The 19352-nt window shown below is 41.2% G+C and carries 22 protein-coding genes, 2 rRNA genes and 1 pseudogene (1 of these 25 cut by a window edge); 24 read left to right on the top strand and 1 reads right to left on the bottom strand.

Going from position 1 to position 19352, the window contains the following annotated elements:
• The 18 genes from JR334_05220 to JR334_05135 form a co-directional block, all read left to right on the top strand.
• Nucleotides 1-920: ribosomal RNA gene (locus JR334_05220) — 23S ribosomal RNA — on the top strand; it begins 2009 nt to the left of the window's first position.
• Between the two features lie 106 nt (nucleotides 921-1026).
• Nucleotides 1027-1141: ribosomal RNA gene (gene rrf, locus JR334_05215) — 5S ribosomal RNA — on the top strand.
• A 180-nt stretch (nucleotides 1142-1321) separates the two neighbouring features.
• The gene (locus tag JR334_05210) at nucleotides 1322-1726 is read left to right on the top strand and encodes a RidA family protein (GenBank protein QRN86613.1); all 405 of its coding nucleotides are present in this window, start codon (nucleotides 1322-1324) and stop codon (nucleotides 1724-1726) included.
• A gap of 270 nt (nucleotides 1727-1996) precedes the next feature.
• Entirely contained in the window at nucleotides 1997-2671 is a 675-nt protein-coding gene (gene sdaAB / locus JR334_05205; protein QRN86612.1) for an L-serine ammonia-lyase, iron-sulfur-dependent subunit beta, read from the top strand.
• 8 nt (nucleotides 2672-2679) lie between these two features.
• Entirely contained in the window at nucleotides 2680-3573 is an 894-nt protein-coding gene (gene sdaAA, locus JR334_05200) for an L-serine ammonia-lyase, iron-sulfur-dependent, subunit alpha (GenBank protein ID QRN86611.1), read from the top strand.
• Between the two features lie 90 nt (nucleotides 3574-3663).
• Nucleotides 3664-4494 (top strand): PHP domain-containing protein, encoded by an 831-nt coding sequence (locus tag JR334_05195; GenBank protein ID QRN86610.1) that lies wholly within the window; start codon nucleotides 3664-3666, stop codon nucleotides 4492-4494.
• 103 nt (nucleotides 4495-4597) lie between these two features.
• Entirely contained in the window at nucleotides 4598-5500 is a 903-nt protein-coding gene (locus JR334_05190; GenBank protein QRN86609.1) for a cysteine synthase family protein, read from the top strand.
• Nucleotide 5501: 1 nt separating this feature from the next.
• Entirely contained in the window at nucleotides 5502-6248 is a 747-nt protein-coding gene (gene nadE / locus JR334_05185; GenBank protein QRN86608.1) for an NAD(+) synthase, read from the top strand.
• A gap of 13 nt (nucleotides 6249-6261) precedes the next feature.
• Nucleotides 6262-7008, top strand: coding sequence for a YebC/PmpR family DNA-binding transcriptional regulator (locus JR334_05180; GenBank protein QRN86607.1), 747 nt, complete (start codon nucleotides 6262-6264; stop codon nucleotides 7006-7008).
• An 18-nt stretch (nucleotides 7009-7026) separates the two neighbouring features.
• A complete protein-coding gene (gene ruvC, locus JR334_05175) occupies nucleotides 7027-7527 on the top strand; it encodes a crossover junction endodeoxyribonuclease RuvC (protein QRN86606.1) in 501 nt (166 codons plus the stop codon).
• Nucleotides 7524-8141: a Holliday junction branch migration protein RuvA gene (gene ruvA / locus JR334_05170; GenBank protein QRN86605.1), complete on the top strand. Its 618-nt coding sequence runs from the start codon at nucleotides 7524-7526 to the stop codon at nucleotides 8139-8141. The genes ruvC and ruvA overlap by 4 nt, the downstream gene beginning before the upstream one ends.
• Nucleotides 8142-8150: 9 nt before the next feature.
• Nucleotides 8151-9155, top strand: a complete 1005-nt coding sequence (gene ruvB, locus JR334_05165; protein ID QRN86604.1) for a Holliday junction branch migration DNA helicase RuvB — start codon at nucleotides 8151-8153, stop codon at nucleotides 9153-9155.
• The gene (locus tag JR334_05160) at nucleotides 9155-9745 is read left to right on the top strand and encodes a molybdenum cofactor guanylyltransferase (protein QRN86603.1); all 591 of its coding nucleotides are present in this window, start codon (nucleotides 9155-9157) and stop codon (nucleotides 9743-9745) included. The genes ruvB and JR334_05160 overlap by 1 nt, the downstream gene beginning before the upstream one ends.
• Nucleotides 9738-10226, top strand: coding sequence for a molybdopterin-guanine dinucleotide biosynthesis protein B (gene mobB, locus JR334_05155; GenBank protein ID QRN86602.1), 489 nt, complete (start codon nucleotides 9738-9740; stop codon nucleotides 10224-10226). The genes JR334_05160 and mobB overlap by 8 nt, the downstream gene beginning before the upstream one ends.
• 1 nt (nucleotide 10227) lies before the next feature.
• Entirely contained in the window at nucleotides 10228-11145 is a 918-nt protein-coding gene (locus JR334_05150) for an AEC family transporter (protein ID QRN86601.1), read from the top strand.
• Nucleotides 11146-11191: 46 nt separating this feature from the next.
• On the top strand, nucleotides 11192-11650 hold the full coding sequence (locus JR334_05145; protein QRN86600.1) for a MarR family transcriptional regulator: 459 nt from the start codon (nucleotides 11192-11194) through the stop codon (nucleotides 11648-11650).
• The gene (locus tag JR334_05140; GenBank protein ID QRN86599.1) at nucleotides 11650-12252 is read left to right on the top strand and encodes a hypothetical protein; all 603 of its coding nucleotides are present in this window, start codon (nucleotides 11650-11652) and stop codon (nucleotides 12250-12252) included. Before JR334_05145 ends, JR334_05140 begins: the two co-directional genes overlap by 1 nt.
• 19 nt (nucleotides 12253-12271) lie before the next feature.
• Nucleotides 12272-12766, top strand: coding sequence for a hypothetical protein (locus JR334_05135; GenBank protein QRN86598.1), 495 nt, complete (start codon nucleotides 12272-12274; stop codon nucleotides 12764-12766).
• Nucleotides 12767-12828: 62 nt separating this feature from the next.
• On the opposite strand, the gene JR334_05130 is transcribed toward JR334_05135, so the two are convergent.
• Nucleotides 12829-13407, bottom strand: coding sequence for an NUDIX hydrolase (locus JR334_05130; protein ID QRN86597.1), 579 nt, complete (start codon nucleotides 13405-13407; stop codon nucleotides 12829-12831).
• Between the two features lie 399 nt (nucleotides 13408-13806).
• Between JR334_05130 and trpE the strand changes: the two are divergent.
• From trpE to trpB, 6 genes and pseudogenes are all read left to right on the top strand, one after another.
• Nucleotides 13807-15207, top strand: a pseudogene (gene trpE, locus JR334_05125) (anthranilate synthase component I).
• Nucleotides 15208-15216: 9 nt separating this feature from the next.
• On the top strand, nucleotides 15217-15795 hold the full coding sequence (locus JR334_05120; protein ID QRN86596.1) for an aminodeoxychorismate/anthranilate synthase component II: 579 nt from the start codon (nucleotides 15217-15219) through the stop codon (nucleotides 15793-15795).
• Complete coding sequence (gene trpD / locus JR334_05115) at nucleotides 15785-16822, top strand: anthranilate phosphoribosyltransferase (GenBank protein QRN86861.1); 1038 nt, start codon at nucleotides 15785-15787, stop codon at nucleotides 16820-16822. Before JR334_05120 ends, trpD begins: the two co-directional genes overlap by 11 nt.
• Nucleotides 16809-17600 carry an indole-3-glycerol phosphate synthase TrpC gene (gene trpC, locus JR334_05110; protein ID QRN86595.1) on the top strand — a complete coding sequence of 264 codons (792 nt, stop codon included), beginning with the start codon at nucleotides 16809-16811 and terminating at the stop codon, nucleotides 17598-17600. The genes trpD and trpC overlap by 14 nt, the downstream gene beginning before the upstream one ends.
• Entirely contained in the window at nucleotides 17584-18198 is a 615-nt protein-coding gene (locus JR334_05105) for a phosphoribosylanthranilate isomerase (GenBank protein ID QRN86594.1), read from the top strand. Before trpC ends, JR334_05105 begins: the two co-directional genes overlap by 17 nt.
• Nucleotides 18188-19348 carry a tryptophan synthase subunit beta gene (gene trpB, locus JR334_05100; protein ID QRN86593.1) on the top strand — a complete coding sequence of 387 codons (1161 nt, stop codon included), beginning with the start codon at nucleotides 18188-18190 and terminating at the stop codon, nucleotides 19346-19348. Before JR334_05105 ends, trpB begins: the two co-directional genes overlap by 11 nt.
• Nucleotides 19349-19352: the final 4 nt, after the last annotated feature.

Here is a 19352-nt window from a genome sequence, read left to right as displayed (position 1 = left end):
ATCTGGGCACTGTCTCAACGAAGGACTCGGCGAAATTGTAGTACCAGTGAAGATGCTGGTTACCTGCGGCAGGACAGAAAGACCCCGTGGAGCTTTACTGTAGCCTGACATTGAATTTCGATACACTATGTACAGCATAGGTGGGAGACTTGGAAGCATGTACGCTAGTATGTGTGGAGTCACCGGTGGGATACCACTCTTAGTGTATTGGACTTCTAACCAGTGGCCGTGATCCGGTCATGGGACAGTGTCAGGTGGGCAGTTTGACTGGGGCGGTCGCCTCCCAAAGAGTAACGGAGGCGCCCAAAGGCTGGTTCAGGATGGTTGGAAATCATCCGCAGAGTGTAAAGGCATAAACCAGCTTGACTGCGAGACTGACGGGTCGAGCAGGGATGAAAGTCGGGCTTAGTGATCCGGTGGTTCCGAGTGGAAGGGCCATCGCTCAACGGATAAAAGCTACCCCGGGGATAACAGGCTTATCTCCCCCAAGAGTTCACATCGACGGGGAGGTTTGGCACCTCGATGTCGGCTCATCGCATCCTGGGGCTGTAGTAGGTCCCAAGGGTTGGGCTGTTCGCCCATTAAAGCGGTACGCGAGCTGGGTTCAGAACGTCGTGAGACAGTTCGGTCCCTATCCGCCGCAGGCGTAGGAAACTTGAGGAGAGCTGCTCCTAGTACGAGAGGACCGGAGTGGACGAACCGCTGGTGTACCAGTTGTCCTGCCAAGGGCATAGCTGGGTAGCTACGTTCGGAAAGGATAAGCGCTGAAAGCATCTAAGCGCGAAGCCTACTTCAAGACAAGGTTTCCCATGGAGTTAATCCAGTAAGACCCCAGAGAGAAGATCTGGTTGATAGGTTGGGAGTGGAAGTGCAGTAATGCATGCAGCTGACCAATACTAATCGGTCGAGGGCTTCACCAGAAGCCACTTAAAGGAAAGATAACTTTTAGTACTGCTTTACGAAAGCTGTGTAGTTTTCAAAGAACAAGAAAACCCAATTGCAAGGTATGTAAATAGGATAACAATTTCTGGTGATGATTGCGAAAAGGAACCACCCGTAACCATTCCGAACACGGAAGTTAAGCTTTTCAGCGCTGATGGTACTTGGGCATTGGCCCCGGGAGAGTAGGACGTTGCCAGAATTAATTTTAAAGGACGAGCTTTGGCTCGTTCCTTTTTTTTATGCGGTATGGAGCATTTCGTCAAAGGTTGATTATATATTGTAAAATCTGATTATTTATTCTATTATTGCTATATAAGATATTTCTTAAACGAGTACTGATAGTATGTAAATGAAAAGAAAATTGAAAGGATATAATATTATGAATAAACAATCATTTCATCCAGAAGGTCTATTTCCTACGAAGGATTATGGCTTTTCACATGTCGTATCTGTAAAAGCAAATAAACTAATTTTTTGCTCAGGACAGGCGGCACAAGATGCAAACGGACAAGTAATAGGAAAAGGCGATTTTGGAGTACAACTAAGAAAGAGCATGGAAAACATTAAGCTAGCGCTTGAAGAGGCTGGAAGTTGCATGGAAGATATTTGCCGTCTTAAATTGTATATTGTCAATCTTGACTCTGAAAAGATGAGTATTATTTCAGAGGAAATGACAGCAGCGTTCGAAAGAGATGCCCTACCAGCAAATACCTTGATTGGTGTTCAAGCCTTGGCTGATCCTGATCTCTTGATAGAAATAGAAGTAACTGCTGCCGTGATGTAATATTACTACTAGAGTAGGAAAAATTAGTTTTAAATACAGTAAGCATATGAAAGACAAAATGACAACAGAGAAGTGAGCCTTGGCTTGCTTCTTTTTTTTCGTGACTTATAAGGAAAAGCAGGAAGATTAGGGGTGGGGAAAGAAGCTTATGAGTAGGACTATAGTATAAATATTTTGTGAATCGACAGAAACTTGGGGAAAAATGCTAGTAAATGCTGAAATCTTTGTTAGTATAAGTGGAAAAGAATTTGAAATGGAAGGACTGAGAAAATGAAAGACTATTCTCTTTACGATATTTTGGGACCAATTATGATTGGCCCATCTAGCTCACATACGGCAGGAGCCTGTCGAATTGGATATATGACGAGGAATATGATCAAACGACCTATCGTAAGAGTACAATTTGATCTTTATGGGTCTTTTGCTAAAACGTATAGGGGCCACGGTACGGATATTGCCTTACTAGGAGGCATCTTGGGTTTTGCTCAAGATGATGAAAGAATTGTTTCCGCTTACGAGATAGCGAAGGAACAGGGCCTTGAAAACTCATTTGTTCTTATGGAGGATGATGACGAGCACCCCAATACCGTAGTAATCAAGGCGGATACGGATGTGGGCAAGCACTGGGTTGTAAAAGGTATATCTATTGGCGGTGGAAAGGTGGTCATTAAATCTATTAACGGAATAGATGTAGATTATACCGGTGAATACAATACTATCTTGACCCATCATACAGATAGTCCTGGTATGCTGGCATTAATTACGGCACTACTTGCTGAACAAAAAATAAATATTGCAAACATGCGCTTATATCGTGAAGAAAAAGGGAAAAAGGCCATTTGTATTATTGAAAATGATGAAGCCATTCCAGAAGAAACGGTAAAAAGATTGCAGATTATTCAAGGAATGCACTACGTCAATATTATTGATAGAATCTATGAGTGAGGAATAAAATGAAATTTAATAAAGCAAGTGACATTATTAGATATATGGAAGAAGAAAATCTTGACCTTGTTGAGTATGCTTTGATTCATGAATATGAATTGTCCGGAAAGACAAGAGATGAGATTGAATCATATCTTGCTAACGTTTGGACCGTGATGAAAGAGGCCATTGCGAAAGGCCTAGATCCAGAGCAGAGTACCAAAGGCAAGATTATTGGCAATGAGAGCATTAAACTCATGGTAAAAGATAATAAGAAAAAGGCGGTATCCGGAAAGACGATGCGCAAAGCAATCGCCTATGCCTTGGCTATGATGGAAGTAAACGCCTCTATGGGTAAAATTGTGGCTTCGCCAACAGCTGGGTCATGTGGCGTACTTCCTGCTGTGCTATTAACGATACAGGAACGATTTGATTTAGATGATGATACAATTATTAAAGGGCTCATGGTTGCCAATCTAACGGGAGAACTGATTGCACACTCTGCAACATTAGCTGGTGCAGAAGGCGGTTGTCAGGCTGAAGTGGGGTCAGCTTCCGCCATGGCTTCCGCTGCAGTTGCCTATATGTTAGAGGGGACAGCAAACCAGGTTTTTGATGCGGCTGCCATTTGCTTTAAAAACCTAATGGGCTTAGTTTGTGACCCTATAGCTGGATTGGTTGAATCTCCTTGCGCCAAGAGAAATACCATCGGTGCTGCAAATGCCTTAATCAGTGCAGAGATGACACTAGCAGGTATTCCTAGTATTGTTCCCTTTGATGAAGTAGTTGAAGCCATGTACCGTGTTGGTAAATCCTTGCCGGTTACGCTTAGAGAAACCTCTCGAGGCGGTGTGGCAATCACTCCGACCGGAGAAAGTTGCCAGAACCGTATTTTCGGAGGCTGTACTAGTTGTAGAAATTAAAAGTGACGTATTTGTTGTAGAAATGTGATGAAAATAAAGTATAATAGATAGTAACAAAGTGGTGCTTTGGTCCAAGAAAGAAGTGGTGATATGATTGATTTACATATTCACAGCGAACGATCCGACGGTAGCTATTCTTTAGAAGCCATTGCGATGTTGTACATTTCTATGGGATTTAAGTATATAGGAATAACGGACCACGACCGCCTTATAGATGAACATGAAATAAGGAAGGCATACAGTGGTAATGATATCCATATTATTCCAGGGGTAGAAGTGTCCTCATTTGATTATGAGACGAATCGCAAAGTACATCTCTTAGGTTATTTCATTAAGAATAAAGCTATTTTAAAAGATTTATTGGGTAAGGTAACACTTAGCCGTAGGGAAGTAGCTAAACACATTATTGAAGCATTGAAAGCGGATGGTTATGATATCTGTTTTCCTGAAGCGTTGCATATGGCTGGTACCGGTGGTGTATATAAACAGCATATCTTGCAGTGCCTGCATTCAAAAGGATATAGTAATATTTCTGAATTAGATTTTAAAGAAGGTGGAAAATACTATTATCCAGTTCATTATGCAGACTATAAAGAAGCGATAGAGGCCATTAAGGGAGCCGGTGGTATTGCGGTTCTTGCTCATCCTGGCGAAACAAAAGTATTTGATTTAATTCCAAAACTTGTGGAAAGTGGTTTAGATGGAATTCAAATTAAGCACCCCTCTCATAGTGAAGAGGACATCGAAAAGAGTATAAAGATTGCTGAACAGTATAATCTGATTAAGGTAACTGGTTCAGACAATCACGGAAAATATTCAGACAATAAGATCGATTTCTCCAATTTGAAACTTTCGGAAAATCATGAAAAAAAATTAATAGAATACTTGGAGCAAAAAATTAAGGCGGAAAATGATAGTTAATGGTCTGAAGATAACAATAGAAACAAAAGGCTAGTCTGGACTAGTCTTTTTGTTTGTCACTGTATATGGTAAAATACCACTTGGAGATGGAGGCCCTAAGAGTATGACAGACAATATTTTACAACTGATTGGGAATACCCCTTTGATAGAGACAAAAGCTTTGTTGGGGGATGGGAAAAATAGACTATTTGGTAAGCTGGAGTCTGCGAATCCTTCCGGTTCCATAAAGGACCGAGTAGCCTTAGCCATGATTGAGGCTGCTGAGCAGGAAGGTCGTATTACGAAAGATACAGTGCTAGTAGAACCGACGAGTGGAAACACAGGCATCGGATTATCTTTTGTTGCATCTAGGAAAGGGTATCGCTGTATTATCGTGATGCCTGAATCCATGAGCATGGAAAGGCGCCAGCTAATCCGGGCCTATGGGGCAGATATTATACTGACGCCTAAACATCTTGATGTTCAAGGCGCAGTGGATAAGGCCAAAGAACTTGTTGCCAGCCATGACAATTGGCTACTGTTGGATCAATTTTCCAACTCAGAGAACCCGCGGGTTCACCGGGAAAAAACGGCAGTCGAGATTGAAAAAGATATTGGCATCCCAGATGTTATCGTTGCAGGTGTGGGAACCGGTGGAACACTTAGTGGTGTAGGCAGTTATTTTAAAAAGAAAAATCCACTCATTCAAATTCTTGCTATTGAGCCTGTAAGTGGCATACCAGGTTGCACCTTGCACAGTATCCAAGGAATTGGAGATGGATTTACACCAGATAACTTAGATACGAATTTGATTGATGATTTTGTGATTGTAAATGACCAAGAAGCGTTTGACGGAATGCGGTTATTGCTAGAAAAAGAAGGTATTTTGGCTGGGATATCTACAGGAGCAGCAGTCGCAGCACTTAGAAAAATTAATGAGCATATGGAAAACAAAAAAATCGTTTATTTTATTACTGACAGAGGAGAACGCTATCTGAGCATGAATCTTTTCGGAAAGGAAGAATAAGATGGATTATAAAAAGATCAGAAAAACATTGGTTCAATGGATGAGAATGAAAGTGGAGGAAGCTGGCTCTAAAGGCATTATTATCGGACTTTCCGGTGGCATTGATTCATCTGTGGTGGCTGCGTTGGCAATGGAAGCTTTTCCAAAGAATTGTTTTGGACTGATTCTTCCGTGCCATAGCCAAGGACAGGATGAGCAAGATGCCGTATTGTTGGCAGAAGCGATTGGAATTCCCTATAAGAGAATAGAGCTGGATTCTGTTTACGATGCAATGTTGGAAGTGTCTAATCCTGAAGTAGCATACCAAGACAACCCTTTAAGTTATTCTAATATTAAACCTAGACTTAGGATGACAGCCCTATATTTTGAGGGGGGACTTAGAAACTATTTGGTTGCAGGAACTGGGAATAAGAGCGAATTTGTAACAGGCTACTTCACCAAATACGGGGATGGTGGCGTGGACATTGAACCCATAGGTGAATTACTAAAAACGGATGTGAAAGGTCTTGCTCGAGAACTAGGCATACCGGAAAAGTTAATAACCAAAGCACCAACTGCCGGATTGTGGCAGAACCAAACAGATGAAGATGAAATGGGATTCACCTACGAAGAATTGGATGATTTTATTCGTACGGGAAAAGGAAGACCTGAGGTAGTTGAGAGAGTTACAGCACTAAACAATAAAAGTAAGCACAAAAAATCTTTGCCCCCAGTTTGTAAACTTGGGCTTGAATATGAAATTGATTAAAGGAGAACAATAGATGTCAGGACATTCAAAGTGGTCAACAATAAAGCATAAAAAAGGAAAATTGGATGCAAAACGCGCTAAAATTTTCACTAAAATAGGACGAGAAATTATGGTCGCAGTGAAGTTGGGGGGACCAGATCCAGATGCTAATCCCCGTTTGAAATTGGTTATGCAGAAGGCCAAGGGGGCCAACATGCCCAATGACAATGTTAAGCGAATCATCCAAAAAGCTAGTGGTGAAGGAAATACTGCAAACTATGAGGAATTAAGCTATGAGGGTTATGGCGTGGGTGGTGCTGCAGTCATCGTAGATGTGTTGACGGATAACCGCAACCGTACTGCTGGAGATGTTCGTCATGCTTTTGATAAATACGGCGGTAAAATGGGAGAAACTGGTTGCGTATCCTATATGTTTAATACGATGGGTGTAATCCAGGTGGACTGTTCAGAAGACGAAGTTGACGATTATACCTTGATGGCGATTGAAGCTGGTGCTGAAGATATGGATTTCGATGAGGGCACACTGAGTATTTATACAGCCATGGGTGATATGGATTCAGTGCGTTCATCGTTGGAAGAGCAGGGGCTTTCCATCAAGTCTAGTGAATTTGAAAAGATTCCAGAAAATACAGTGCTAATTGAAGATTTGGAACAAGCAAAACAGCTTTTGGCAATGATGGATGTTTTGGAAGACAATGATGATGTCCAAGAAACCTGGAGCAATTTCGATATTGCTGAGGAATTGGAAGCTGCGCTTTAGGCGTTGATGAGGTGAATCGTGCGCATATTGGGTATTGATCCTGGTACAGCAATATTGGGGTATGGAGTATTAGATTATCAAGGAAATCAGTTTAAACTGGTAGACTACGGTTGTATCCGCACGGCAGCAGGGACACCACTACCGGAGCGTTTGCATATCATATACCAAGAACTCGACCAAATTATGAAGACATACAGACCAGATACGATGGCTGTTGAAGAACTATTTTTTTGCAACAATGTTACCACTGCAATATCAGTAGGACATGCTCGTGGGGTGGTTTTACTTTTGGGTAAAATGTATGATTTACCATTAGGTGAATATACACCACTTCAGATAAAGCAGGGTGTAACTGGCTATGGCAAAGCCGTTAAGAAGCAGGTACAAGAAATGGTCAAAATTATCCTTTCAATGAAGGAGATACCAAGGCCGGATGATGCTGCAGATGCTTTAGCCGTGGCCATTTGCCATGGACATTCTTCTGGATTGCTAGGTGATATTATGCGAGGTGAAAAATGATAGCATTTATTCGAGGAAACGTACACCGAATTCAAGAGGATTCCATTCTCCTAGATACAGGAGCAATCGGTTACAAGATATATATCGGCAGTGGTCTTTTGAATAGTCTAGAACCCGAAGAAGATATAATGCTTTGGACTCACCAACATATAAAAGAAGACGCTCATACCTTGTTTGGTTTTGCTAAGGAAAAGGAACTGCATCTGTTTGAGAAATTACTTACGGTAAGTGGCGTTGGTCCGAAACTGGCTATAACCATGTTGTCGGCAAAATCACCAAGGGAAATAGTCCTCGCGATAACCCAAGAACGTTCAGATATTCTTTCAGAAATACCAGGGATCGGAGCTAAGACTGCTAAAAGAATGATTCTTGAATTAAAGGAAAAGCTCATGGGCGAAGTAGAAGGACTGGAACCACTATTGTCTGCAGGAGAATACGAACCAACTGCTGCAAATTATGAAAATGATGCTGTAACGGAAACGTTGATGGCTTTGGAATCCTTGGGATATACCAAGAAAGAAGTGGAACGCACGGTACTTAGGTTGGCAGAACAACATAAGGATGCCGATGCTGGATCGTTGGTGAAAATGGCCTTACGAACGATTGGCAGATAGGAGTAATCAATGGAAGAACGTTTGTTGCAAGGGGCTCCAATCATAGAAGATGGGGAAGTTGAAAAATCACTCAGGCCCAGGAGCTTGGCAGAATATATTGGACAGGAAAAACTGAAACGAAATCTGTCTGTATTCATAGAAGCTGCTAGGATCAGAAACGAACCGATTGATCATATCTTGCTGTATGGATCTCCAGGATTAGGCAAAACTACCATGGCTGGTATCGTAGCCAACGAGCTAGGAGTACAGTTTAAGGTGACATCAGGACCGGCAATTGAAAGAGCAGGTGATTTAGCGGCCCTGCTTACTAATCTGCAAGAAGGAGATATCCTATTTATAGACGAGATTCACCGGTTGAACCGTTCAGTGGAGGAGGTGTTATACCCTGCACTTGAAGATTATTCATTGGATATCATGATTGGGAAGGGACCTTCCGCACGATCTCTACGAATTGACTTACCACATTTCACCATGATAGGTGCTACCACGAGGGTAGGACAACTCAGCGCACCGTTGCGGGATCGTTTTGGCGTTATCGCAAGGCTGGAGTTTTATCAACCGGAGGAACTGTGTGATATTATCAAGCGGGCAGCAAGTATTTTAGGCGTAATCATTGATGAAGAAGGTGCTATGTCGATAGCCTCTAGGTCGAGAGGAACTCCTAGAATTGCCAACAGACTTTTGAAGCGGGTTCGTGATGTGGCGCAGGTCCGAGGAGATGGACATATTGATGCTAAACTTGCTAGTCAAGCATTGGACATGCTGGAAGTGGATGGGTGTGGCCTAGATGATATCGATAGACGTCTTTTGACTACATTGATTCAATCTTTTGCAGGAGGACCAGCTGGTCTAGATACCATAGCAGCTATGATTGGGGAGGAATCTGTAACCGTGGAAGACGTCTACGAACCTTTTTTGATGCAACAGGGATTTCTTGCTAGAACCCCTAAAGGACGGGTAGCGACCCAGAAGGCCGCAGATCATCTGGGATTATCGTTACCTGAAAAAATGTGATGCAAAAGGTCGCGGGAATCGTATTGGCTGGAGGCAAAAGCAGCCGCATGGGACGAGATAAGGCTCGTTTGAATTATGGAAACAAGGATTTTATTGAACGTTCCATTATGACGCTTACTCCTGTTAGTGATGTTGTGTATGTGAGCTGTGGACCAATCTACCAATATCAAGAGTATGGCGCTCCCGTAATCGTGGATGACATACAAGATACAGGACCGCTAGGAGGCATGGTAACGGTAATGCGCGAGGTGCAGGCAGACATATTCTTATTTTTACCGGTCGATACGCCATTAATTCCGACAGCTCTTTATGAATGTTTGCTGCAAAATATGGAAGGGTACGATGCTGTCATACCAGAATTGCATGACTTTTACGAACCGCTTTGTGCTCTATACCGAAAAAGCTGCTTACCCTATATGGAAAAGGCGATCAAAGCAGGTAAACGAAAAATAAAATCCTTCTATCCAGACATTCATATTAAAGCGCTTAAAGAAGAAGAATTAGAGCATATTGGAAATCTGGATGTTTTGTTTTTGAATGTCAATGAGCATAAACACTATCTTCACATGAAAAGGTTAAAGAATGAATAAAATATATTCCTTTGTTGGATATGCCAATACGGGTAAAACCACATATCTAGAAAAATTGATAAGCCTGTTGAGTGGCAGAGGCTATAAGATTGCAGTATTAAAGCATACTAGCCATGAAGAGGCTTTTTTCCTTGGAAAGCAGGGTAAGAAAGACACAGATAAACATTTTTTAGCCGGAGCCAACTATGTAGCCTTGGTAGGCCCGTCAGGCTATTCACTTGTAGCGAGACAATCCGAGCCAGAGCCGGAAGAGATAATGGCACTTTTTCCAGATGCTGATTTTATTTTTACGGAGGGGTATAAACGTGGACCGTATCGTAAGATAGAGATCAACAAAGAGTATTTGCCAGACGATACCATGTATAAACCCTCGGAACGTTTTGCTTTGGTTACAGATGCATCCAATCCGGAAGCTGCAATATTTTCCATTCAAAGACCGGAAGAATTGGCAGAATATTTGATTAAAACAAGGATGGGCTGATATGGAAATAGTCTCTAATTTGTTTATACTTTTTATAATTATTCTACTCGGATACGGTTGCCGTAGATATGAGATTCTTCCTAAAGAAGCTGCACAGGTAATCGTGCAACTAATTTTGCGTGTGACCCTACCGGCGTTGATTCTGGTTTCGATGAATCTTGAATATAGTCGTGAATTGGCGACATCTATGCTGCAAATTGCAGCAGTAGCAGTCGCCTTTACCGCCTTGGTCATAGTGCTTGCCAAGGTAATTAGCAAGAGGTTGACGCTTGATGAAAGCCAGAAACGTCAATGGTCTTTTGCTTTGATATTCGGAAATGTGACTTTTATAGGCTATCCAGTAGCCTATTTAGTTTTGGGACAACACGGCATTTTTTTAAGTGCAATTTTTGATTTCGTACAGTCTGTTCTTATGTTTACCTACGGTATCTATCTACTTTCTGCTGATAAGAGCCTACTTTCATCCGCCAAAAAGTTAGGTAAGGACCCTGTCATTCTTTCCCTAATTCTGGGAATTGTGCTCTTCTTACTTGGTATTCCCCTGCCTGAAGTATTGCAAACTGCTTTACATAAAATTGGTTCAATTACTTCAGTACTTAGCATGTTAGCAGTGGGACTTCTCTTGCAGTTTAGAGGTTTCAAGGATAAGACAGTTCGATACACCCAGGTCATAGTGGTGTTTCTGAAATTATTAATTTTACCACTACTTTTTTTATTGATAGCGCCTATGCTTCATTTATCTACAGAAACGTACACTGTGGCCGTCATCATGATTGCTTGTCCTACCGCAATTCTATCGACAGTACTTAGCGAAAAATATGCACAAGATGGTAAATTTGCTGCGGGATCAGTATTTTTAACACATTTATTCTGTCTTATAACCCTTCCTTTTATTCTTAAGATAAGCGGTATAATATGATGAAAAGGTTAATCCTTTTTGATATACTGTGTTGTGAGGTGAAAAAATGACTGATTCGAAAAAAGTTATAAATAAGATTCTAGTTGAGCTGTTTAAAGATATATTGGGTATCGAGGCAGCTGCATTAAAGAATAGCGAGTTTGGGGAGCTTACGGTTACGGAATTTCATATTATTGAATCCATAGGGCTTGACGGAGGCAAAACAATGTCTGAGACAGCCTTATTGGCTGGTGTTACCATCGGAACATTGACAACTTCGATTAACCGATTAATTAGAAAAGGTGCTGTTCAGCGTAAACGTGATGATAATGATCGACGAGTGGTGCTTGTTTCACTGACCGAATTAGGGCGCAATGCATATTTACATCATGAAGAATTTCATCAGGAAATGACGAATAGTGTAATTGAATTTTTGGATACTGAAGATGATGGTGTGTTGATCCAGGCATTGTCCTCTCTTCAGGAGTTCTTTTCGAGAAAAGCGAAAGAATATGGACGCAAATAATGATGCTTAAAAACATAAAGTTAGATTTACAAGCGGTTGAGAACATGCTTTTTTTCTGGAATATGATTGGAGAAAAAGAAAAGGTCAGCGAGATTTATATTTTAACGGTAGCGGAGATGGAACAGTATCGTGGGATTTACGATGCTGAATTTGACAATATTTCTGTGCGCAAGGTTATGAGTGCACTTTCCAACCGTGAAGTATTCCGAGGAGACAACCGAAAAGAGAGCCGCTTTTGGGTGGACAACTTATGGATGCTTGAGGATATGAATTATACCATGGACATTGTAGCGCCTATTAAACGTTTGCATCTAGATGATTTAGTGCCCGCTATTAATGAAAAAGTGAAGGGCAAGTCTATTTATGAGACAGTAAAAGTAGTATTCGTGCCTTTTTATAATCAGCCAAGTTTGGTACGAAACAATACATTATATATAAATTTTTTCAAAGCATTGCCTGAAAGGGGAAAGCAGGAACTTTTGCTAGATGACCTCCCCATAAAGGAATATATTTTTAAACAATTAGTCGAGTTGGTTAATCAAGCCAACCAAAGTGGAAAAGGGGCTCAGATGGTGAACCCTTTGCGAAATGTGTTTTACTAGAAAGAGGAAGGTAAGTAACATGAGTGTTAAAACCAATTTAAAAGCAGTAGAGAGTATGCTGGTTTTTTGGAGCATGGTTAGTGAAAAAGAAAAGGTCAGCGATCTTTTCATTCAAGATTTGGCGGATATGGATGAATTTAAGGCATCTTTTGATTCTGAATTTACAAAAGACAGTTTCACTAAGATTTTGAGTGCTGTTAGTAATAAAGAACTTCTGAACGGGATGAGTAAGAAGGAAGGTCGCTTCTGGAACTACAATTTATGGATGCTTGAAGATATGGAATTTGTGGCTCAGATGGTAGACCCATTGAAGAAGCTCAATCTAGATAGCTTAGAGGCGAGTGGAGATGTGGAAGTGGTATTTGTTCCGATGAATATGCAGGAGTCTTTTATAAATGATGGAAAACTGTATATAAACTTCTTCAAGACCATGTACAATGAGTTTGAGGAAACTACAAACATTGATGGCAAGGAAATATCTGCCTACATACAGGAAAAAATTGCTGAGATGTAAATAAGAAATCCTAAAAGAGACTGTGGTGTTGGCCACAGTCTCTTTTTAGATTAGAAAATAGATTAAAATGAGCTATTTAGAATGAATGAGTTCAATTTGTGGTTTAATTTGGGATAAATATGTTTTTTAAACCAAGGTTCACTGGATGCTTCAATGGCCGCATTTAGATCAAACCAAGCGACATCGCTATTTTCATCCGGCTTACAAGTTACTGCTGCTTGGTCATTTGCTTTAAACAGGTAGGTCACATTTAAATGTAAGTGAGAAGCTACATAGTTGCCGCTTTTGATATGCCCATCTACGGTAAGGATTTCGAGTGAGAAAATCTCTTTCGATAAACTGCATATCTGTGTAAGTCCACTTTCTTCAAGAACTTCAGATTCGGCAACGGCATGTAAATTGGTTTCCCCGTCAGCATGTCCGCCAAGCCAAGACCAAGAATCGAAAATATTGTGATATACCATTAAGACTTTCGTAAAATCTTGATTTACTACCCAAGCGGAAGCGGTCATGTGTGCAGTAAGGTTGCTACGATGAAACAAATCTGAATTTTTGTTTAACAAATCTAAGATTACCATTTGGTCTTGCTCTTCTTGTTTGTTATATGGCTGATAAGTCAATATCTGTTCAACGATATTCATTACAATTCCTCCAATTATAATACTAGTATAATTCAAAAATCTGCAGAAGGTTGGAAAATAATAATTAAATTTCTTTACAAATGAGTTTAACACGGATATAATAACCACAAATAATATATTTGAATATCGATGAAAAAAGAAGAGTACTGTAATTGATTGGCATAGCGAACTGGCGTTAGGTGAAAGGTCCAGGACAATGAGTTATAGGAAGTGGGCTTTTTGAGATGCTAAGGCCGGGGTCTCCCGTTATAGAGATAGGATATGTTTGTATCTGAAAATAAAGTCATGGTGGCTAAGAATGTTTACATTCATCCAATGGGGTGGGTGTATTTTTTTTGGTAGTGGCTTCAGTATTGGGTGGCAAAACCATCGTCCCAAGGGGACGGTGGTTTTTTATTTATAGAAGAGATGAGTTGAGAGGAGAATGAGATGAGAAAGAGACAGTTGACGAGGATGATAAAAGAAGCGAATGGGGATTTATTGACCCCAGTATCCGTTTATCTTTCCTACGTAGGAGAAAAGAGAGGCTTTCTTCTAGAAAGCAAAGAGAATGGAAAAGGCAGATACAGCTTTATTGGAAAAGCAGATACGGTTGTATCTTGCCAGCCACAAGGTGTTTATGTTAATCGGGAGCTTTACTATGGAGATAATCTTTTCGAAAGTATGCAGCAGATAATTGATGGATTCGAATTAATTGGAGAATCTAGATTTCCCTTTGAAGGCGGTTTAGTCGGTTCTATGGGTTATGACGCTGTTAGATTGATTGAAAATCTACCGGAAAAAAATCCAGATGAAATTGGCATTCCCGTCGCAGAATTTATGTTGTGCCGCGAGTTTATTGCCTTTGATCACTACCACAATCGTATTTACTTTGTAGTATTGCATGAAGAGGAAGAAAAAGAGCAGGCAAAACTGAGAATCCAGCAAATGGAAGAAGAATTAGGCGAAACGATTCCAGCTGTGCAAAAGGGACCTTATACAAGAGAAGTTTTGGGTTCGTCACTTGCTCAAGATCAGTTTAAGGAAAAGGTGGAACGGGTCAAAGAATATGTAAAAGAAGGAGATACCTTTCAAACTGTACTATCGAGACGGTACAATGTGAAAACGAATAAACCTCCGTTTGAAATCTATCGGAGTTTACGTAATATTAATCCTTCACCCTACCTGTTTTACCTGAATTTTGTAGACTACCAAATTCTGGGGAGTTCACCCGAAATGTTGGTAGAAAAAAGAGGTGAAAAAGTTCAAACCTGTCCCATTGCCGGTACTAGAAAAAGAGGTACTAGTGAAGAAGAGGATACGATTTTAGGTCAAGACCTACGGACGGACGAAAAAGAGATTTCAGAGCACATGATGTTGGTAGACCTAGGACGTAACGATATGGGGAAAATTGCCCAGATTGATAGTGTTGAGGTCAATCGTTTGATGGAAGTTCATAATTATTCTCATGTGATGCATATGGTGTCTTTTGTAGACGGATTGGCAAAACCAGGCATAAGCACGATGGATATTTTTTCCGCATTTTTCCCGGCCGGCACTCTTTCTGGGGCTCCTAAGATTCGAGCAATGGAAATAATTGATGAATTGGAACCAATTGCTAGAAGCTTTTACGGTGGAAGCGTGGGCTATTTTTCCTTTAACGGGGATTTTGATATGTGCATTACGATTCGGGCGATGGCCGTGAAAAATCAGATTGCCTATCTTCAAGCCGGTGCAGGAATTGTTTTGGATTCTGACCCGGATAAAGAATTTGAGGAAACGGAAAATAAGTTGGGTGCAGCACTGAAAGCGCTGGATTAGGAGGTAGCTATGATTCTATTAATCGATAATTATGATTCATTTACATATAATCTTTACCAAATGCTTAGTCTTTATGGTGATGAGGTTTTGGTCAAAAGAAATGACGAGATAAGTTTGGACGAGATTGAGGCTATGGTTCCCAAGGCCATCGTGATTTCTCCTGGACCTGGACGACCAGAACAAGCAGGTCTAACTATGCAAATCATTGAGCACTTTGGAAAAAAAATCCCTATGCTGGGTGTATGCTTGGGCCATCAAGCTATTGGAGCTGTGCATGGTGCAAAGGTGACCTATGCACCCAAAATTTATCACGGTAAGACATCTAGTATTCTAACCCAAGGAGAGTCCATATTTTCGAAACTACCTAGGGTTATTACCGTGGGAAGATATCATTCTTTGATACTTGAGAAGAAATCTTTACCGGAATGCTTTACGGTATTAGCCCACACGGAGGATGGTGAAGTTATGGCTATCCAGCATAAGGAATATCCTTTGTATGGATTGCAATTCCATCCTGAATCTATACTCACGCAATATGGGAAAGAAATGGTAGAAGCATTTTTGGAGGTAGCTAATGATGAAAAGTAATGAGTTGATGAAATTGATGAATAAGGTAAATCTTAGTAGCGATGAGACCTATAAGATGATTCATGCCATGATGAATGATGAATTGAGCCCGGCACTGACCGCTTCTTTTTTGACAGCCTTATCCTTAAAAGGAGAATCTGATCAAGAAATTATCGGTGGTGCGAAAGCGTTGAGAAAGCATATGCATAGAATTGATGGTATTGCTGATGAAGCGCTAGATATTGTGGGAACCGGTGGCGATCAGTTAAATACGATCAATGTATCTACAGCCTCAGCCTTTGTGGCGGCTGCGGCCGGGGTAAAGGTGATGAAGCACGGAAATCGCTCTGCCAGCAGCAAATGTGGTAGTGCGGATGTTTTGGAAGAATTGGGGATTAATATTAGTCTGAATCCAAATCAAGCCTTGGCTTTGTATCGTGAAACGGGTATGGGATTTATGTTTGCCCAGGTTTATCATCCTGCGATGAAATATGTAGGACCCATTCGTAAAGAATTAGGGTTTAGGACGATCTTCAATCTGTTGGGACCACTTTCGAATCCAGCACAAGTACAAAAACAGGTTCTTGGTGTTAGCAGTGCTCATTTAGTGCCCGTAATGGCAGAAGCTTTAAAGACACTGGGCGTGACCCGGGGCTTAGTAGTTCATGGTGTCGATGGCCTGGATGAGATTAGTGTGACCGGTGAAACAATCGTATGTGAAATCGAGGGAAATACGATTCATAATTACCGAATACATCCCCGCGATTTTGGAATCAGCAGCTGCCGGATGGAGGATTTAGAGGGAAATGAGAAAAAAGACAACAAAGAGATTTTACAAGAAATTCTTTCTGGAAGAATAACAGGAGCCAAGAGAGATTTTGTGGCCATGAATGCAGGGGCAGCGATTTACGTTAGTGGCCTAGCAGACAATCTGTCTGAAGGAATAGAAAAAGCTTTGGCTGTGTTGGAAAAAGGTGAAGCCTATGGCTTTTTGGAAAACTTCCGCGAAGCATCCACTAGGATTGGAGAACAACATGATACTCAATGACATCGCAGATAAAAAACGCAATAGATTAGAACGAACGAAAAAAGAGTATCCTTTATCTGATTTCATGCTCCAATCTTTGGAGATGCCCCCAAAGACTAGTTTCAGGGGGGCATTGGAACAAAGAGGCCTGTCCATTATTGGAGAAATCAAGAAGGCCTCTCCTTCTAAAGGACTCATAAAAGACCCTTTCCATCCTGTGCAGCTTGCATTACAGTACGCTGGAAATGTGGAAGGAATCTCTGTGCTCACAGAAGAAGACTATTTTTTGGGCTCTAACAGTTATTTGGCTCGGGTAGTGGAACATTTGCCAATGCTGCCATTTCTAAGAAAGGATTTCATCATAGATGAGTATCAAATTTATGAAAGTAAAATCTTAGGGGCCTCTGCTTTTCTCTTAATTTCTGAACTGTTGGATTTGGAAACACTTAAGAAATTTATTGGACTAGGAAATATGCTGGGCATGGATGCGCTGGTAGAGGCACACGATGCAGAAAATCTATATAAGGCACAAGAGGCAGGTGCGAACATTATTGGCATCAACAACAGAAATCTAAAAACGTTTCAGGTTTCTTTAAAGACCACAATTGACCTAGCAAAAGAAGTCGATAAAAAAACCTTGTTGGTGAGCGAGAGTGGCATCAATACAAAGGAAGATATTGAATTTCTTTCTCAAGTAAGAATGGATGCAATCTTGGTAGGTGAAACGTTTATGAGGGCTAAAAGTATTGAAGAAAAAGCAGCGGAATTGAGGTCAGGCTACCATGAATACAAAGATTAAAATCTGTGGCATTAGCTCACTTGAGACAATTGAAGTGCTCAATCATATGAAAGCAGATTATGTGGGATTTGTGTTTGCGAATAGTAGGCGTAGAGTGAGCTTAGAAAAAGCAATGGAAATTGCAAGAAGGTTAGATCCGAACATTCAAAGAGTAGGAGTATTCGTCGATGAAACAGTTGAGAATATAAACCTAATTCGTAGTAAGGTGGGCTTGGACATTGTTCAGTTGCATGGCAACGAGTCACTAGAATATATTGGTAAATTGGGCGGATCCATTTGGAAGGCCCTTCCTGGAAATACAGATAGTGCGAAAAAGTGTATATCCTATTTGGAAAAGGTAGAAAAAGTACTATTGGATGCAATGACCCAAACTAGCCCGGGCGGCAACAATCAAACACTAAATTGGAACAAGATAAATGGATTTGTACCGAAGGAACGCTTGGTATTGGCTGGCGGATTGAACACCTCAAACGTTAGAGAGGCTATTTGTGCCCTCAGCCCGTCTGTGATAGATGTAAGTAGTGGTGTAGAAACAGAAGGTAAGAAAGACGATATGAAGATTAGGAAGTTTATGGAGGAGGTACGAAATGCGCGTTAAGGATAAGCCGTTTGGAGTATTTGGGGGTAGCTATCTACCAGAATCACTCATGCCCACGGTATTAAAGCTGAAGAAGGCTTACTATGAAGCTAAGGATGATCCCGAATTCAATTATGAACTTAAGACGCTTCTTCAAAAATATAGTGGAAGACAAACACCACTATACCTAGCAAAAAATCTGACAGAAATTGTTGGCGGAGCAAAAATATATTTAAAGCGAGAAGACCTGAATCATACGGGCTCGCATAAGATTAACAATGTGCTTGGACAGCTCTTATTAGCCAAACGTATGGGATTTACCAAGGTTATGGCGGAGACTGGAGCAGGCCAACACGGCGTTGCAACGGCAACGGGTGCAGCCTTATTTTCAATGGAATGCACTGTCTTCATGGGTAAGGAAGATATTGAAAGACAACGACTGAATGTGAAAAGAATGCGCTTATTGGGAGCCAAGGTGGTGGAGGTTACGAGCGGAAGTATGACCTTAAAGGATGCGACCAACGAGGCGATTCGTTCGTGGAGTGCTTGTGCGCAAGACACCTTTTATTGTATAGGCTCAGTCGTAGGTCCTTCCCCGTACCCTGAAATGGTGCAGCATTTTCAGTCGGTTATTGGCAGGGAATGTAAAGCGCAATACTTAGAAGAAGAAGGTAAACACCCCAAAGCCATTGTGGCTTGTGTAGGAGGGGGGAGCAATGCAGCGGGCATCTTTGATTCATATATTATAGAGGAGGATGTAGAACTATTCGGTGCAGAGGCTGGTGGAGAAGGATTGAATACAAGTTTTCATGGTGCCGCGATAAATAAAGGTCGTATCGGAGTTATCCAAGGAATGAAAACATATGTTTTACAAGATGAAGCGGGAAACATTCAACCTGCCTACTCGATTTCAGCAGGATTAGATTATCCCGGCGTTGGACCATTGCATGCTAAACTGCATGAAAGTGGTAGGGCTTGCTATGAGGCTATTACTGACGATGAAGCAAAAAATGCCTTTTTGGTTTTAACCAAGGCAGAAGGCATTATCCCTGCCTTAGAAAGCGCGCATGCCCTTGCTTTAGGGATGAAGGTTGCCAAACGCTACGAGCGAGAAGATGGCATCGTGGTATTGTTATCGGGTCGGGGCGATAAGGATGTAGATAGGATTTAGGAGG

This window comes from Clostridia bacterium (assembly GCA_016887505.1).
Taxonomy (GTDB): Bacteria; Bacillota; TC1; order TC1; family UBA5767; genus UBA5767.
This window is presented reverse-complemented; position numbering and strand designations above follow the sequence as displayed.

What these genes read in the sequence shown, in the direction of transcription:
- JR334_05210 (QRN86613.1), top strand. Translation starts at nt 1,322, where the DNA reads ATGAATAAACAATCATTTCATCCAGAAGGTCTATTTCCTACGAAGGAT.
- sdaAB (QRN86612.1), top strand. Translation starts at nt 1,997, where the DNA reads ATGAAAGACTATTCTCTTTACGATATTTTGGGACCAATTATGATTGGC.
- sdaAA (QRN86611.1), top strand. Translation starts at nt 2,680, where the DNA reads ATGAAATTTAATAAAGCAAGTGACATTATTAGATATATGGAAGAAGAA.
- JR334_05195 (QRN86610.1), top strand. Translation starts at nt 3,664, where the DNA reads ATGATTGATTTACATATTCACAGCGAACGATCCGACGGTAGCTATTCT.
- JR334_05190 (QRN86609.1), top strand. Translation starts at nt 4,598, where the DNA reads ATGACAGACAATATTTTACAACTGATTGGGAATACCCCTTTGATAGAG.
- nadE (QRN86608.1), top strand. Translation starts at nt 5,502, where the DNA reads ATGGATTATAAAAAGATCAGAAAAACATTGGTTCAATGGATGAGAATG.
- JR334_05180 (QRN86607.1), top strand. Translation starts at nt 6,262, where the DNA reads ATGTCAGGACATTCAAAGTGGTCAACAATAAAGCATAAAAAAGGAAAA.
- ruvA (QRN86605.1), top strand. Translation starts at nt 7,524, where the DNA reads ATGATAGCATTTATTCGAGGAAACGTACACCGAATTCAAGAGGATTCC.
- ruvB (QRN86604.1), top strand. Translation starts at nt 8,151, where the DNA reads ATGGAAGAACGTTTGTTGCAAGGGGCTCCAATCATAGAAGATGGGGAA.
- JR334_05160 (QRN86603.1), top strand. Translation starts at nt 9,155, where the DNA reads ATGCAAAAGGTCGCGGGAATCGTATTGGCTGGAGGCAAAAGCAGCCGC.
- mobB (QRN86602.1), top strand. Translation starts at nt 9,738, where the DNA reads ATGAATAAAATATATTCCTTTGTTGGATATGCCAATACGGGTAAAACC.
- JR334_05150 (QRN86601.1), top strand. Translation starts at nt 10,228, where the DNA reads ATGGAAATAGTCTCTAATTTGTTTATACTTTTTATAATTATTCTACTC.
- JR334_05145 (QRN86600.1), top strand. Translation starts at nt 11,192, where the DNA reads ATGACTGATTCGAAAAAAGTTATAAATAAGATTCTAGTTGAGCTGTTT.
- JR334_05140 (QRN86599.1), top strand. Translation starts at nt 11,650, where the DNA reads ATGATGCTTAAAAACATAAAGTTAGATTTACAAGCGGTTGAGAACATG.
- JR334_05135 (QRN86598.1), top strand. Translation starts at nt 12,272, where the DNA reads ATGAGTGTTAAAACCAATTTAAAAGCAGTAGAGAGTATGCTGGTTTTT.
- JR334_05130 (QRN86597.1), bottom strand. Translation starts at nt 13,407, where the DNA reads ATGAATATCGTTGAACAGATATTGACTTATCAGCCATATAACAAACAA.
- JR334_05120 (QRN86596.1), top strand. Translation starts at nt 15,217, where the DNA reads ATGATTCTATTAATCGATAATTATGATTCATTTACATATAATCTTTAC.
- trpD (QRN86861.1), top strand. Translation starts at nt 15,785, where the DNA reads ATGAAAAGTAATGAGTTGATGAAATTGATGAATAAGGTAAATCTTAGT.
- trpC (QRN86595.1), top strand. Translation starts at nt 16,809, where the DNA reads ATGATACTCAATGACATCGCAGATAAAAAACGCAATAGATTAGAACGA.
- JR334_05105 (QRN86594.1), top strand. Translation starts at nt 17,584, where the DNA reads ATGAATACAAAGATTAAAATCTGTGGCATTAGCTCACTTGAGACAATT.
- trpB (QRN86593.1), top strand. Translation starts at nt 18,188, where the DNA reads ATGCGCGTTAAGGATAAGCCGTTTGGAGTATTTGGGGGTAGCTATCTA.